This is a genomic window from Streptomyces sp. JNUCC 63 (assembly GCF_054366325.1).
The window spans coordinates 399851-414566 of the sequence record NZ_CM135963.1 but is presented as its reverse complement, the minus strand read 5'-3'; the positions used below and the strand labels follow the sequence as shown (position 1 = coordinate 414566).

At 72.0% G+C, this 14716-nt stretch carries 10 protein-coding genes and 2 pseudogenes; 4 read left to right on the top strand and 8 right to left on the bottom strand.

Annotated features, from left to right (window positions below; genetic code table 11):
- Positions 1-57 precede the first annotated feature (57 nt).
- Positions 58-741 carry a TetR/AcrR family transcriptional regulator gene (locus ACX25U_RS01915; protein WP_454388460.1) on the top strand — a complete coding sequence of 228 codons (684 nt, stop codon included), beginning with the start codon at positions 58-60 and terminating at the stop codon, positions 739-741.
- Between the two features lie 64 nt (positions 742-805).
- Here the strand turns inward: ACX25U_RS01915 and ACX25U_RS01910 are convergent, their stop codons facing one another.
- Together ACX25U_RS01910 and sufC are read right to left on the bottom strand one after the other, a co-directional pair.
- The gene (locus ACX25U_RS01910; protein ID WP_454388458.1) at positions 806-2479 is read right to left on the bottom strand and encodes an FUSC family protein; all 1674 of its coding nucleotides are present in this window, start codon (positions 2477-2479) and stop codon (positions 806-808) included.
- Between the two features lie 7 nt (positions 2480-2486).
- The gene (gene sufC / locus ACX25U_RS01905) at positions 2487-3251 is read right to left on the bottom strand and encodes a Fe-S cluster assembly ATPase SufC (RefSeq protein ID WP_454388456.1); all 765 of its coding nucleotides are present in this window, start codon (positions 3249-3251) and stop codon (positions 2487-2489) included.
- 181 nt (positions 3252-3432) lie between these two features.
- Between sufC and ACX25U_RS01900 the strand changes: the two genes are divergently transcribed.
- Positions 3433-3933 (top strand): inorganic diphosphatase, encoded by a 501-nt coding sequence (locus tag ACX25U_RS01900; protein ID WP_454388454.1) that lies wholly within the window; start codon positions 3433-3435, stop codon positions 3931-3933.
- Positions 3934-3972: 39 nt separating this feature from the next.
- Here ACX25U_RS01900 and ACX25U_RS01895 read toward each other — a convergent pair whose 3' ends face one another.
- The 5 genes and pseudogenes from ACX25U_RS01895 to ACX25U_RS01875 all read right to left on the bottom strand — a co-directional run bounded on the left by ACX25U_RS01895 (position 3973) and on the right by ACX25U_RS01875 (position 9239).
- On the bottom strand, positions 3973-4692 hold the full coding sequence (locus ACX25U_RS01895) for an FAD binding domain-containing protein (protein ID WP_454388452.1): 720 nt from the start codon (positions 4690-4692) through the stop codon (positions 3973-3975).
- Positions 4693-4817: 125 nt separating this feature from the next.
- Positions 4818-5446, bottom strand: a pseudogene (locus tag ACX25U_RS01890) (DedA family protein).
- Positions 5447-5639: 193 nt separating this feature from the next.
- The gene (locus ACX25U_RS01885) at positions 5640-7442 is read right to left on the bottom strand and encodes a bifunctional metallophosphatase/5'-nucleotidase (protein ID WP_454388450.1); all 1803 of its coding nucleotides are present in this window, start codon (positions 7440-7442) and stop codon (positions 5640-5642) included.
- 150 nt (positions 7443-7592) lie between these two features.
- Complete coding sequence (locus ACX25U_RS01880) at positions 7593-8624, bottom strand: maleylacetate reductase (RefSeq protein ID WP_454388448.1); 1032 nt, start codon at positions 8622-8624, stop codon at positions 7593-7595.
- A gap of 24 nt (positions 8625-8648) precedes the next feature.
- Positions 8649-9239 (bottom strand): NADPH-dependent FMN reductase, encoded by a 591-nt coding sequence (locus ACX25U_RS01875; RefSeq protein WP_454388447.1) that lies wholly within the window; start codon positions 9237-9239, stop codon positions 8649-8651.
- A 624-nt stretch (positions 9240-9863) separates the two neighbouring features.
- On the opposite strand from ACX25U_RS01875, the gene ACX25U_RS01870 reads away from it, so the two are divergent.
- Complete coding sequence (locus ACX25U_RS01870) at positions 9864-10493, top strand: TetR/AcrR family transcriptional regulator (RefSeq protein ID WP_454388445.1); 630 nt, start codon at positions 9864-9866, stop codon at positions 10491-10493.
- A gap of 606 nt (positions 10494-11099) precedes the next feature.
- Here ACX25U_RS01870 and ACX25U_RS01865 read toward each other — a convergent pair.
- Positions 11100-11390, bottom strand: a pseudogene (locus tag ACX25U_RS01865) (helix-turn-helix domain-containing protein); the annotation flags it as partial.
- A 211-nt stretch (positions 11391-11601) separates the two neighbouring features.
- Between ACX25U_RS01865 and ACX25U_RS01860 the strand changes: the two are divergent.
- Positions 11602-14679 carry an FAD-binding and (Fe-S)-binding domain-containing protein gene (locus ACX25U_RS01860; RefSeq protein ID WP_454388443.1) on the top strand — a complete coding sequence of 1026 codons (3078 nt, stop codon included), beginning with the start codon at positions 11602-11604 and terminating at the stop codon, positions 14677-14679.
- Positions 14680-14716: the final 37 nt, after the last annotated feature.

Sequence of the window (14716 nt, the reverse complement as noted above, 5' to 3'; positions counted from 1 at the left end):
TGCCACCCGAGTGAGCAAGTGGCTCCCGAAGGCCGAGGCGGGAGAGGATGGGCGCTCATGAGCAAGCCATCCGCGCGAACCCGACTCGCCGACGCCGCCTTCGCTCTCTTCGACGAGCGCGGATACGAGCAGACCACCGTCGACGACATCGCCGAACGGGCCGGAGTGGGCCGCACCACCTTCTTCCGGCACTACCGGTCCAAGGAAGAGGTCATCTTCCCCGACCACGACCGGCTGCTCGAACTGATCCGGGACCGGCTGGCGACCTCCAGCCACCACACCGCCCTGGTCGCCGTGTCGGACGCGGTCCGCCTGGTACTGCTGCACTACGTGGACGAGGGCGACCTCGCGCGTCGGCGGTATGCCCTGACCAGCAAGGTCGCCGCGCTCCGCGACCGGGAGATCGCCAGTGTGGCCCGCTACCAGCGACTGTTCCGCGAGTTCATCGCGGACTGGATGGGGGACTCGACGAAGTCGGCGTCGCTGCGGGCCGAACTCATGGCCGCGGCAGTGGTCGCCGCCCACAACCACGTGCTGCGCCGGTGGCTGCGGGGCGAGTCCTCCGACCCGGTCGCCGAGGTGGACGAGGCGATGCGCGAGGTGCTCGCCCTCTTCCCGGCGCCCGGTTCCGCGCCGGAGCCCGGCGGTGGCACCACCATCGCCGTGTTCAGGACCGGACAGGACATCGACGCCCTGCTCCCCTCGCTGCGACGCCTCGTCGAGGGCCGCCCCGAGCAGTGAACGCCCATCACATGCCGTGGGAAAACCGCGCGGCTCGGGTCCACTGCGGGCACGGTGTCGTCCGTCACGCCCTCTGTCCCTCGATGAGGGACCTGTCCTGCGCCAGCCCCTGCCGTCGTACCGTCGCGGCGAGAGCGCGGTGCGCCCGCTGCTCGGTCCGCATCAGCCTCTCCTCGGGGAGTGCGCGCTGCCACCACTCACCGGCCGCGGTGTCGGCCGCGTTCCGCAGCTCCACGAGGCGGGCGGTGAGCCGGTGGCGGGCGGTGGCCAGTTCGGTGGTGGGGCTCGCGGAGGCGGCCAGCGCCCGCTCAGCGGTGTCGGTGGCCTGCTCGGCGGCGGTGAGTGCCTGCTCCAACCGGCCGCCGGTGCGCCAGTTGGTGATGAGAATGGCGACGACCATGCCGACCACGACGCCCGCGAGGGTGTCCAGAACGCGGTCCGTGATGAGCTCCGCGGCAGGCCGGACGTTGGCGAACAGGGTGATCAGCAGTGCCATCGGAGTGACCGACACGGAGCCGAGCCAGTAGTTGCGGCTGATCAGCATCTCGTTGCAGAAACTGAAGAAGATGCAGAGGATCGCCAGGGTCACGACGCTGGTCCTGGCCAGCGGGACGACCGCGGCGAAGACCGCGACCCCGCAGATGTTGCCGATCAGGCGCTGCAGCACCCGGTTCCAGGTGAGGGTGACGTTCGCCTGGTAGATCGAGGAGGCCGAGACGATCGCCCAGTACGGGTGGCCGACGCCGAGCGCCAGTCCGACGTAGCCGGCCGCCGCGCAGCCGACGGCGCAGCGCACGGCGACGGGCAGCAGCGGCGAGGCGGGCCGCAGCAGGAGCTGAACCAGCCGCTTGCGGCCCTGCTTACGGCGCTCCTCGCGCTCGGCGTCGATGCCCAGCAGCTCGTCGCCGGTGCCCGCCGGCATCCGCACCTCGGGCAGCGGGCCGTGGCCGCGCACCTGGTAGGCCCACTCGCGCAGTTGGTCGGCATCGGTCGCGCCGGGCGTGCCGGCGAGGGCGGCTTCGGCGCGCAGCACCAAGTGCTCCAGGGTGCGCCGTGCGCTGGTGCGCTTTCCGGTGGCGAGCAGCGACTGCCAGGCGCCCAGCACGGCCGCCGCCGCGGCGTGCCGGGCGCGGGGCCGCCGGACGTCGTCCGTGGAGTCGAGGTAGCCGGCCGCGGCCTCCAGGGCGCGAGCGGTGGTGCGGCGCTCGGGGCCCTCGCGCCGGATCAGAACCGGGGCCAGTGCGACCAGGCCGCCCACGATGCCGGCGCCGAGGGTCAGCGCGGTGTGGAAGGGAACCTCGTGCAGCTCCTGAGGGACGAAGAGGGTGCCCGAGACGACGAAGACGAGGATCACGTGGCCGGGCGGACCGATCCGGGTGGCGTCGCAGACCGCCTTCTGGATGCCGGCGATCACCGAGGCGATCGCGATCAGCGCGATGACGCTGTCGACAAGGGAGGCGCAGACCAGTGCGACGGCCACGCCCGCGGTCATGCCGATCACGACCCAGACGCCGGCCCGGATGCGGGCGGCGTACGGCAGCTGGTGCCCGTACAGCGCGCAGAAGGCGCCGGACATGGCGTACATCGCCAGCTCGCTCCGGCCGACGACCAGCAGCGGTACCAGGACGAGAGTGACGGCCACCGCGACGCTGGTCGCGGGCTTGAACCAGATGTCGGAGGGCCGGTTGACGCGGAGTACGCCGGCCAGCGGGAGTCTGCGCATGGGGGGCCGCCTCATGGTCGGCTCATTCGCCTGCGGCGCTCTTCACGTACGCCTCGTAGCCCTCCTCCTCCAGCCTCTCGGCGAGTTCCGGGCCGCCGGAATCGACGATCCGGCCCTCCGCGAAGACGTGCACGTGATCGGGGTGGACGTAGCGCAGAATGCGCGTGTAGTGGGTGATCAGCAGGGTGGCGACCTCGCCGGTGGCGCGGACCCGGTTGACGCCCTCGGAGACGATGCGCAGCGCGTCGATGTCGAGGCCGGAGTCGGTCTCGTCCAGGATGGCGATCTTCGGCTTCAGGAGTTCCAGCTGAAGGATCTCGTGGCGCTTCTTCTCGCCTCCGGAGAAGCCCTCGTTGACGTTCCGCTCGGCGAAGGAGGGGTCGATCTGGAGCCGCTCCATCGCCGCCCTGACCTCCTTCAGCCAGGTGCGCAGTCGTGGGGCCTCGCCGCGCACCGCGGTGGCGGCCGACCGCAGGAAGTTGGACATGGAGACGCCGGGGACCTCGACCGGGTACTGCATGGCCAGGAACAACCCGGCCCGCGCCCGCTCGTCGACCTTCATGGTGAGCAGGTCCTCTCCGTCCAGGGTCGCGGTGCCGGAGGTGACCTGGTACTTGGGGTGCCCGGCGAGGGCGTAGGCGAGGGTGGTCTTGCCGGAGCCGTTGGGCCCCATGAGGGCGTGCGTCTCGCCCTGTCGCACGGTCAGGTCGACACCGCGAAGGATCTCCCTCGGGCCGTGGTCGGTCAGGACCTGGCAGTGCAGGTGGTGGATGGCCAGCGTTGCCATGCCGTCTCACCCCTCTTCTTCATCGCGTTCATCGCGAAAACGGGACACGACCGATCGGTGGGACACTATGGACGTGTACGCCTGGTATGCGCATCCAGCGTGCCGGTGATGGGGCTCACCGCAAACCGTGGCAGCATGCCGCTGACGGTCCCTGGTCCCAGGGCGTGACCAGGAGGAGACAGTGGAATTCGACGTGATCGTGGAGATCCCCCAGGGGTCCCGCAACAAGTACGAGATGGACCACGAGCTGCACCGCATCCGGCTGGACCGCCTGTTGTTCACCTCGACCAAGTACCCGGCCGACTACGGCTTCATCGAGGGAACCCTCGGGCGCGACGGGGAGCCGCTCGACGCACTCGTCATGGTGGGCGATCCGACGTTTCCCGGATGCGTGATCGAATGCCGGGCTGTCGGCATGTTCTGCATGAGGGACGAGCACGGCCCGGACGAGAAGGTCCTGTGCGTGCCCGCCCACGACCCGCGCTACGCCCACGTCCAGGACATAGAGGACATCCCTGTCTTCGATCAGCTGGAGATCACCCACTTCTTCGAGGTCTACAAGGACCTCGAGCCCGGCAAGAGCGTCGAAGGCTCGCGCTGGGTGGGCAAGGAGCGGGCGTACGTCGAGATCGAAGCCTCCCGCGACCGTGCCGCACAGGCGGTACCGAGCGGCCGTGAGTGAGTGAGCGATGCGGCGGCCCGGGGTGGCGCGCTTTCCAGTTCATGGGGCGATCGAGGCCAGGACGCCGGTGACGTGCCGGCGTACCTCCTCCCAGGCCGTGGGGGGAAGGGTGTGGAAGGCCGAGCGGCGCAGGGTCCGCAGGAGGTGTTCGGTGTCGGCGGCGCACGGGATGCTGCCGGTGAGCACGTCGTAGCCGTCGCGCACGGCGACGCGGAGGCGGCCTGATGCGCCGTCCTCCGCGTGCACGGCCGCCGCGACGACCAGTGGCGGCCGGCCGCCCGCTTCGCCGGGCTGCTTGTGGTGAGCGCAGGTGATCGGTTCGCGCCAGTGGAGGCTGAGCAGCAGGTGGCGCTTGGCCAGGACCTCGGCGAGGTCGGTCTCGCGGACCCCGTCCGGCTCCAGCACGGTCGCCCGGGCGTCGAGTACGAGTGCCGCCGGCAGCAGGCAGCGCAGCGTGCTGCCGACCAGGTTGCCGCCGACGGTCGCTGCCCGGCGTACAGCTCCCGTCCCCACCGAGGCCGCGGCTTCGCGCAGTACCCGGGGCACACGGTCGTCGATCCGGTTGAGCACCACGGCAGCGCCCAGCGACTCGGGCCCGAGGACGTTCGCCTCGGGCACGTCACGCAGCGACATGGCCTGCTCGGGGAAACCCTCGCGCTGCCAGGTGGCCCACACGAGGGTCGCCCCGCCCACGGGCACCGCCCCTTCGGCCAGGCACTCCTGTGCTTCGGTCACGGACCTGGGCAGACGCAACAGCACGGCGACCGACCTGCCTTTCTGAAGCCTGGGCAACGGACTGCTCGACGCAGTCTTCCGGCCGAGGCGGAGGCGCGTACAGGGCTCACCGCAGCGCCGCGTGCGCCCCCGGCGGCACCTCGCCGCCTTCAACGAGGCGGGCGATGTCGCGTGCGGCGCGCCTCCGCCGGCAGGGGGAGCAGGGAGAGCACGACGATGACGGCGGCCATGGGCAGCAGGTGGTCGTCGACGTGGGAGAGCGACGAACCCAGGGTGTATCCGGCCGGCACGAGGCTGTGGGACCACAGCAGGCCGCTGACCACCTGCCAGACGGTGAAGGTCCGTGTGGGCACACCGAGCCACCGGCCGCCGGGTGCGGCACGGTCCGCAGCATCGGGATGAAGCGGCCGATCACGAGTGCTTTGCGGGTATCCGTAGCGTGCCGGCAGTCTCTTCGCCCGTACCGCCCCCTCCTTCGGGCGCCGGTTCGAGGCGCGGGACAGGAGAGCGCGGCCGCCGTGCCGCCCGATCAGGAACCCCACCTGTGCGCCCGCCACGGCGCCCACGGCCGCGCACGCCGGCACCTGCCACAGCTCCATCCGAGGGTCCGGCGGCCGCTGCTCGCGCACAGCACTCCCGCCGGGAACAGGAGCGTGTCGCCGGGGAGGAAGAAGCCGACGGCCGGCAGCCCCGACTCCGCGAAGACCACCAGCAGGACGCCCAGCGCACCGAAGGCAGCCAGTACCGAGGCGCTGTCCGTCGGATTGACGGCGATCACCGCCATCGCCTCCCGGCCGTCGTCGTTGAGCCGTCGTCCTCGCAGTCGTCGTCCTCGGGCCGGCTCGTCGAACCGTCCCATCAAGCATCCTGTGGACACGGCGCGGGCGCCCGCGCTCCGGGCATCCGCGGCCACCAAGGGGTGAGGGCGGGCCCCGCGGGGCCCGCCCTCCTGTGACCGGTCCGTCCGGTGGCTACCGGACGACGGTGATCCGGTCGGCCGCCGTCGGCGCGTACGGCGCGGAGGCCGAGGAGTTCGCCGTGAGGTAGTCGACCAGGGCGGCCAGGTCGTCGCCGCCGATGAGCTGGTTGGTGCCGTTGGCCAGCTCGGTGAAGCCGTCACCGCCGTCGGCCAGGAAGGAGTTCATGGCGACGCGGTAGGTGGCGGCCGGGTCGATCGGCTTGCCGCCCAGCTTGACGGAGTCCGTGACCACGCGGTCCGCGCCCGACTTGGTCAGGTCCAGGGTGTAGGTGAGGCCGTCGGAGATCTGCAGGATCTTCGGGGCCGCGGCGTTGCTGCCGCTGACCTGCTGCTTGAGCACGGTGATCAGCTGGGCGCCGGTCAGGTCCTTGAGGTTGACCGTGTTGCTGAACGGCTGCACCGCGAAGCCCTCGCCGTACGTCACCACGCCGTCGCCCTCGTTTCCGGAGGCGGAGTGGACCAGGTCGGTACGGATGCCGCCCGGGTTCATCAGCGCGAGGTCGGTACGGCTGTCCAGGGTCCTGCCGTACGCCAGCTGCGCGTCCGCGATCAGGTCGCCCAGCGGGGACTCGACGGTTCCCTCGGTGCTCCGCGTGATGTCCCTGGAGATGTAACCGATGGGCTTGTTGGCGACCGGGGCGGCCAGGGCCTGCCAGTAGTCGAGCAGCCGCGTCATGTCGGCCGCCTTGGACTGGGTGCGGTCGACGACGTGGTTGGAGCCCTTGACCGAGGCACGGACGATGTCGTGGCTGCGCAGGTCGTACTTCATGTCCAGCTCGGTGAAGAGCCGGCCGAAGGAGGCGGCGCTGGTCACCAGGCGGGGGTGGCCCGCCGGGTCCGGGATGGTGCACACGTACGCGTTGTGGGTGTGCCCGGTGACGAGGGTGTCGACCTCCGGGGAGACCTTCTTGGCGATGTCCACGATCGGACCGCTCAGCCCGGAGCCGCTGCCGCCCGCGTCGCAGTCGTAGTTGTACGAAGAGGAGACCGGGTAGCCGCCCTCGTGGATGAGCGCCACGATCGCGTGCACGCCCTGCCGCTGGAGCTCCTTGGTGTACTTGTTGATCGTCTCGGCCTCGTCGAGGAACTTCAGTCCCTTGACGCCCGAGGCCGAGACGATGTTCGGGGTGCCCTTGAGGGTGACGCCGATGAACCCGACCTTCGCGCCCTTGACGTTCTTGACGACGTACGGCTTGAGCAGCGGCTTGCCGGTCTTCTCGCTCAGCACGTTGGCCGACAGGATCGGGTAGTCGGCGCCCTTGAACTTGCGGCCCTTGGCGTAGCAGCCGTCGACCGGGTGGCAGCCGCCGTTCTGCAGGCGCAGCAGCTCGTCCTTGCCCTCGTCGAACTCGTGGTTGCCGACGCCGGTGACGTCCAGGCCGAGCTTGTTCATGGCCTCGACGGTCGGCTCGTCGTGGAACAGGCCGGACAGCAGCGGGCTGGCGCCGACGATGTCACCGGCGGCGACGGTCAGCGAGCGGTCGTGGCCCTTGCGCGCGGTACGCAGGCTGCTCGCCAGGTACTCCACACCACCGGCGTCGACGTTCTTGGTGGTGCCGTCGGGCTGCAGCTCGGTGACCCGGCCGGAGGAGCCGGCGGGCGGCTCCAGGTTGCCGTGGAAGTCGTTGATGGCGAGAAGCTGGAGGTCCGTGGTGTGGGGCTGGTGCCCGGCGGGGCGGGCCTGCGCGGGGCCGGCCGCGGCGAGCGCACCGGCGGTGGCCAGCGCGGCGGCGGTGGCGAGCGCCGCGGTGACGACTCTTCGTGGAGCCGGGCGGCGTGAGCGGATCGGCGACATGGTCCCTCTCTGACGTGACCGGAACAAGTGCAGACAGCAGGCCGCAGCCTAGGGTCAACGCGCGTAGTTGTCAGGACCTTCGCGGTTACGGATGGATTGCCGTCAGGCGGAATTTTCCGTACGGCCCCCGCCCCCGGCCGAACCACCGCCCTACCAGGCCCCCTCCAGGAGCCGGGTCACCGCATCGGCCTCCGGTGGGCGGGGGTTGGCGTAGGGCTGGGCGGCGACGCGCTCGGCGACCGCGCGCAGACCGTCGCGCGGGACGCCGAGCTCCCGCAGTGTGGTGGGGCCGTCGAAGCCGCGGGCGAGCCGGCCGATCACCTCGGCCGGGTCGTCCCCGGTGATCCGGCGCAGCCGCGCGGCGGCCTTCGGGGCCGCGGGCAGGTTGAAGGCGAGCACGTGGGCGAGCAGCAGGGAGTGCAGCTCCGCGTGCGGCAGGTCGTAGGTCCCGCCGAGGGCGTGGGCCAGCTGGTGGTGCAGGCCCATCCGGGTCCGGGCCAGGCACAACCCGGCGAGCCACGCGGCCTCCTGGAGGCGTTCACGGCCGGGCGGTCCGGCCGGGGCGTCGAGCACCTCGGGCAGGGCGGTGAGGATACCGTCCACCGCCTCGGTGGCCAGGGCGTCGGTGAACGCGGTCGCGTCCGGCGCCCACAGCGCCTCGACCGCGTGGGCCAGCGCGTTGAGGGCGCTGGTCAGCGTCAGCCCCGCCGGCATCGTGAAGGTCAGCTCCGGGTCGTACACCACCGTGCCCGGGACCAGGGCCGGCTCACGGCGGGTGGTCTTCACGCCGTTGTCCGTCTCCCCCAGGACCGGGGTCACCTCCGAGCCGGCGTACGTGGTCGGGACGGCGATCTGCGGCATGCCGGTGCGCGCCGACAGCGCCTTGGCGAGGCCGACGGCCGAACCGCCGCCGATCGCCACGACGCCGTCGGCGTCCACCGACCGCACCGTCTCCATGGCCCGCTCCGTCACCGCGACCGGCGTGTGCACGACCGGACGGTCGAAGCGCGCCGCCAGCCGCGTGCCCAGAGCGGCGGCGAGTTCGCCGGCCGCGGCCCCGGCGGACCCGGCGGCGACCAGCAGCACGCGCCGGGCGCCGATCCGCTCGGCCTCCTCCGGGATCCGGTGGCGGGCTCCGGGGCCGATCAGGGTCCGGCAGGGCAGCGTCTCGTGGACTCTCATGGGGACGGTGCCTTTCCCCTGGGGTCAGCGCGTCGCGGCCGGGGCGGGGGACTGGAGCGGGATCAGCCGCGTGCCGACCAGCAGCAGCTCGTCCAGCATCTTCTTCGCCGCCGCGTCGGTCACCTCGTCACCGACGAAGGCCCCCGACTCGTCCCGCCGCTGGGCGACGAACGGAATGGAGACGGCGTCGGTCACCGGGGTCATGCGCAGCGCGGTGACGACCTGCTTCAGCTGCTGCACCGCGCGCAGACCGGCCGACACACCACCGTAGGAGACGAAGCCGACCGCCTTGTACGCCCACTCGCGGCTCAGGTGGTCCAGGGCGTTCTTCAGCACCGCCGGATAGCCGTGGTTGTACTCCGGGGTGACCAGCACGAACGCCTGGGCCTTGGCGACCCGGGCGCTCCACGCCTTGGTGTACTCGTGCACGTAGTTGCCGGTCATCGGGTGGTTCGGCTCGTCGAACAGGGGAAGGCCGACCTCCGCGAGGTCGACCACGTCCACGTCGAACCCTCCGTGCGCGCGGGCGTGCTCGGCGAACCACTCGGCGACCGGGGCGCCGGCCCGGTTCGGACGGGTGCTGCCGATGATCACCTGCAGGAGGGGCTTGGACATTGCTGTCACTCCGTTTCTGAGGACGGTATTGCGAATGTGGGCGGATGGCCCGTGGACGCCGTCACACGCCGGCGGGCGCGGCGTCCTTGGCAGTGAGACTATGAAATCCGCCGGCGTGGAGGATCAGCGGGGCCACGTCACCGCCCGCCGCCCGGAGCCGGCGCGCACAGGACCACCAGCTTGTGGTCGCCGCCGGAGACCCGTGGTCGGTTGCCGCATCGGAGCCGGGGCCGGCTTGTCATCCCACCCGGCGGTCATCGCATCAGTGGTTCGGCCAGGGACTCGGCGAAGGCGCCGTGCGCCCGTACCCCACCATGCCCACGGCGGTCGGTGCCGCGGCCACGGCGGCAGACTGTCGACGGCGACGGGGCGGGTCGGATGATGGGGAAGTGACGCGGGGCCGGGCGGGGCAGCGGGTCAGTGACGGGAGAAGGGCGCATCCGGAGTGCGCGACGACGGCGAGAGAGGCATTCGCTTTACGCAACGCCGGGAAACGTACGCCGCGTATCTGGAACTTTCTCGGCGTCTGCCGACGTGGTTCCCGGGCTAGGATCTGGAGCATGACCTACCGATCGGCACCCACACGGCCTGCGGTTTTCGTCTCGTGCGGAAGGGAGCGCCGGGATGGCGGGTCTGCGTGAGGCCCAGAAGGCGATGACCCGCAAGCTCCTGCTGGACTCGGCGCTGGAGCTGTTCCGCACCAAGGGCTACGCGGCCACGACCGTGGACGACATCGCGGTCGCGGCGGGCACCACGCGGGTGACGTTCTACGCGTACTTCCCGTCCCGCAGCGACCTGATGCGGGCGCTGATCGGCGAGCTGAACGAGGCGCTGGAGCGCATCGACTCACCCACCCACGGCTCGACCGCACGGGGGCTCGTCGCCGTCGTCCGTGACGGCGGCCGGGAGGCGATCACCCAGTGGCTGATGACCATTTCGGCCCGCTGGGACTCCATCCGCCCCTACCTCCAGGCCGCCTTCGAGGCGGCGGCGGTCGATCCGGAGCTGCGCGAGCTGGTCGACACCTGGTTCGAGGAGGCGATCAGCGACATCGAGGACGGCCTCGACCAGGCCGGACGCTTCGCACCGGAGAGCCGGCACATGCGGGGGGTGCTGGCCATCGCCCAGCTCGACTACGCCGCCCGCAACTGGGCCCCGGGCCGCTGGGGTGTCCAGCGCGAGCAGCTGGTCGACACCCTCGCGGAGAGCTGGACGGGCCTGCTGAGCAAGGAGCCGGCCGGGACCGACGACTGAGCCGGCCCGCAGCCGGTGCCTGTCCGACGATTCGCGTCGGATCAGCCCGCGGCGGCGATGGGGGTACCCCCTGCTCGCCAAGAGCGTGGGGGAGCCGTGCATCGCAAGGCGGAGGGCCGCCCGCGTACTGGATGTACGTGGGAGTGCCCGGCAACGCGGCGAGGTGCGGTGGCCGGGGCACCTCACGGCCGCCAGGCCGGGGAGCGTCGCGGGCCCGGCGGGAATCGTCGGACAGGCCCCGGGTCGGTCTCCAGCGCGCGGGCCGCAGCGATTCCTGGTCGGCGGCGAGACGATCGCCGCCGGGATCGACAGCATCGGACGCCTGGAGAACCGGATGGTCAAGAAGGCCGCCGCACAGGGGAACTCCCGCTGATGGCCCGTACGTTCGCCGAAGTCCGCCGCTGGTCGCGGCTCGGTTCCGAACTGTTCCTGAAGGCCGCCGACCTCGACGGCACCGGGCTCGGCGTCCCGCAGCGCCTGCTGCAGCACCACCGCCGAGACCTCGCCCAGCCAGTGCCGCTCACGGGTCTTCTTCGCCTCGGTGAGCAACGTCCGCGACAAGACCGCCGCGGTCGGGAACGCCTCCCCGACCGACCGGGCCCGCTCCCGCGCCGCGACCGCGTCGTCGTACACCACCCGCGCGCACCCGAACGCCCGGGCCGGCGCACTGCGCTGCCCCGGCGTCGGGTCGAGACGGAAGGCGTACCGAAGCCGCACGATCCGGACGCCGGCACCGGTCACCGACAGCCCGGGGCGGATCAGCCCGATCCAGCCCCGCCGGAACGATCCGGCGACGCTCCGCGCCGCACCTGCCGGATTCGCCTCCGCCACCGGCGTCAACGCCGGTGCACTGCGAATGAATCCCGGTAGCAGAACACGCCACCCGACCGGCCCCATGCGCCGGACCCCGCGGTCCGGCGCCGCCGACGCCTGTCCAGGACCGCCCTGACGCCCGCGCCGCACCGCCGCTTCGGCGCCGTCCGACGAGCGCCCGAAAAGCCGCCCTTGCACACTGCAAGGGCGGGTACCCAGGGCGGGGCGACGGCGGCCGGACCGCCGTTCGCAGGCTCAGGACGTCCCGCACGGTTCAGGAAGGCGGTTGCCCCTGATGAGTCGCACATCCCCTCTCGACGCCTCCGCGGTGGACGTGGCCGGCCTGGAGGCGGTGCTGCGCGAGGCCGTGGACGGCGAGGTCCGGTTCGACGCCGGGAGCAGAGGCGCGTACGTCACGGACGGCTCCAACTACCGGCAGGTCCCGATCGGCGTCGTCGTCCCGCGGAACGTGGAGGCCGGGGCAGAGGCCGTGCGGGTGTGCGCCCGGTTCGGCGCGCCGGTGCTCTCCCGCGGCGGCGGCACCAGCCTGGCGGGCCAGTCCACGAACACCGCCGTGGTGATCGACTGGACCAAGTACTGCCACGCCCTGATATCCGTCGACCCCGACGCGCGCACCTGCGTGGTGGAACCGGGCATCGTCCTCGACGCACTCAACCAGCGGCTGTCCGACCACGGCCTGCAGTTCGGGCCGAAGCCCTCCACCCACAGCCACTGCGCGCTGGGCGGCATGATCGGCAACAACTCGTGCGGCGCGTCCGCGCAGGCGTACGGCAAGACCGTCGACAACGTACGCCGGCTGGAAGTCCTCACCTACGACGGGCTGCGCATGTGGGTGGGCCCGACGTCCGAGGCCGAGCGGACCCGGATCGCCGCGGAGGGCGGCCGGAAGGCGGAGGTCTACGCCGGCCTGGACCGCATCGCCACCGAGTACCTGGCCGACATCCGGCGCGGCTTCCCGAAGATCCCCCGCCGGGTCTCCGGCTACAACCTCGACTCCCTGCTGCCGGAGAACGGCTTCGACGTCGCCCGTGCCCTGGTCGGCAGCGAGGGCACCCTGGTGACCGTACTGCGCGCCGAACTCGAACTCGTGCCCGTGCCGGCGTACCAGTCCATCCTGGTGCTCGGCTACGAGGACATCTGCCAGGCCGGCGACGACGTCTCCCACCTCCTCGAGCACTGCTCGCCCAGCCAGCTGGAGGCGCTGGACGGCCGGATGGCGCAGCTGATGCGCGAGGAGGGCGCCCACCTGGACTCCCTCAACGTCCTCCCCGAGGGCGACAGCTGGCTCCTGGTGCAGTACAGCGGCGACAGCCAGGAGGACGTCGACGGGCAGGCGCACGCGCTGCTGCGCGCCGTCGGCCGCGGCGGGAAGGACCCGAATGTGGCCTTCTCCGACAACCCCGAGCGCGAGCAGAGGATGCTCAAGGCCCGCGAGGCCGGACTCGGTGTGACCGCGCGCCCCCCGGACGACCGGGAGACCTGGGAGGGCTGGGAGGACTCCGCGGTCCCGCCGGACCGGCTCGGCGACTACCTGCGCGACCTGAAGAAGCTGTTCGAGGAGTTCGACTACGACCATCCCTCGCTGTACGGGCACTTCGGGCAGGGCTGCGTGCACACCCGTATCCCGTTCGGGCTGAAGACCGCCGAGGGCGTCGCCGACTTCCGCCGCTTCGTCGAGCGGGCCGCCGACCTCGTGGTCTCCTACGGCGGCTCCCTGTCCGGCGAGCACGGCGACGGCCAGTCCCGGGGCGAGCTGCTGACCCGGATGTTCGGAGAACGCCTGGTGACCGCCTTCGGCGAGCTCAAGGCGCTGTTCGACCCGGACAACCGGATGAACCCGGGCAAGGTCGTCGACCCGAACCCGGTCGACGGACAGCTCCGCCTCGGCCCCGCCTGGCGGCCGGCCACCCCCGAGACGCACTTCGGCTACCCGGAGGACGAGCACTCCTTCACCCGCGCGGTGATGCGCTGCGTCGGCATCGGCAACTGCCGTACCCACAAGGGCGGCGTGATGTGCCCCTCGTACCGGGCCACCATGGAGGAGGAGCACTCCACCCGGGGCCGCGCCCGGCTGCTGTTCGAGATGCTCGACGGGCACGCGGACTCCGCGATCACCGACGGCTGGCGCTCCACCGAGGTCCGTGACGCGCTCGACCTGTGCCTGGCCTGCAAGGGCTGCAAGTCGGACTGCCCGGTCGGCGTCGACATGGCCACCTACAAGGCCGAGTTCCTCTCCCACCACTACGAGGGGCGGCTGCGCCCGGCGGCCCACTACTCCCTGGGCTGGCTCCCGGTGCTGGCCCGGCTCTCCCGTATCGCCCCGTCCCTGGTCAACACCCTGCTGCGCGCGCCCGGCCTGGGCCGCGTCGGCAAGCGGCTGGCCGGGGTGGCCGAGGAGCGGCCGGCCCCGGTGTTCGCCCAGCAGTCCTTCCTGCAGTGGTGGCAGGAGCGGGACGAGGCGGAACCCGACCCGGCCGACCCGCGGACCGTCGTGCTGTGGCCCGACACCTTCAGCACCTACTTCCACTCGTCCGTCGCGATCTCGGCCGTACGGGTCCTCGAAGACGCGGGCTTCCGGGTGGCCGTACCCACCCGGCCCGTGTGCTGCGGCCTGACCTGGATCTCCACCGGTCAGCTGGGCGTCGCCGAGAAGGTGCTGCGGCGCACCCTGGACGTGCTGCGGCCCTACCTGGAGGCCGGCACCCCGATCATCGGCCTGGAACCCTCCTGCACCGCGGTGTTCCGGGCCGACGCGCCCGAGCTGATGCCCGCCGACCAGGACGTCAAGCGCCTGGCCGGGCAGGTCCGCACCCTCGCCGAACAGCTCGTGCACCACGCGCCCGAGGGCTGGGGGCCGCCGAAGCTCACCCGGCAGGCGACCGTGCAGACCCACTGCCACCAGCACGCGATCATGAAGTTCGACGCCGACCGGGAACTGATGCGCCGCGCCCACCTGGACGCCGACGTCCTGGACGAGGGCTGCTGCGGCCTGGCCGGCAACTTCGGCTTCGAACGCGGCCACCACGAGGTCTCCATGGCCGTCGCGGAACAGGGCGTCCTGCCCGCCGTCCGCGAGGCCGCCCCCGACAGCCTGGTCCTCGCCGACGGCTTCAGCTGCCGCACCCAGATCGAACAGGGCGACACCGGCCGCCGGGCCCTGCACCTGGCCGAGGCGCTTGCCCTCGGTCTCGAGGGGAACCTGCCCAGCCGGCAGCCCGAACGCCTGGCAGAGCGGCCCTCCCAGCCCTCCCGCGCGGCCCGGTGGGCGACCACCGCCGGCGCCGCGGCCCTCACGGCGGCGGCCGCGGCCGCCGCCGTCCGGCAGGCCCTGCGGCACCTGCGCCGTCCGTGACCACGCCCCGACGAAAGCAACCACCCCGGAAAGGTCT

Excerpts from the sequence above, each read along its gene's own strand:
- ACX25U_RS01915 (WP_454388460.1), top strand. The coding sequence starts at position 58 with ATGAGCAAGCCATCCGCGCGAACCCGACTCGCCGACGCCGCCTTCGCT.
- ACX25U_RS01910 (WP_454388458.1), bottom strand. The coding sequence starts at position 2,479 with ATGAGGCGGCCCCCCATGCGCAGACTCCCGCTGGCCGGCGTACTCCGC.
- sufC (WP_454388456.1), bottom strand. The coding sequence starts at position 3,251 with ATGGCAACGCTGGCCATCCACCACCTGCACTGCCAGGTCCTGACCGAC.
- ACX25U_RS01885 (WP_454388450.1), bottom strand. The coding sequence starts at position 7,442 with ATGTCGCCGATCCGCTCACGCCGCCCGGCTCCACGAAGAGTCGTCACC.
- ACX25U_RS01880 (WP_454388448.1), bottom strand. The coding sequence starts at position 8,624 with ATGAGAGTCCACGAGACGCTGCCCTGCCGGACCCTGATCGGCCCCGGA.
- ACX25U_RS01875 (WP_454388447.1), bottom strand. The coding sequence starts at position 9,239 with ATGTCCAAGCCCCTCCTGCAGGTGATCATCGGCAGCACCCGTCCGAAC.
- ACX25U_RS01870 (WP_454388445.1), top strand. The coding sequence starts at position 9,864 with ATGGCGGGTCTGCGTGAGGCCCAGAAGGCGATGACCCGCAAGCTCCTG.
- ACX25U_RS01860 (WP_454388443.1), top strand. The coding sequence starts at position 11,602 with ATGAGTCGCACATCCCCTCTCGACGCCTCCGCGGTGGACGTGGCCGGC.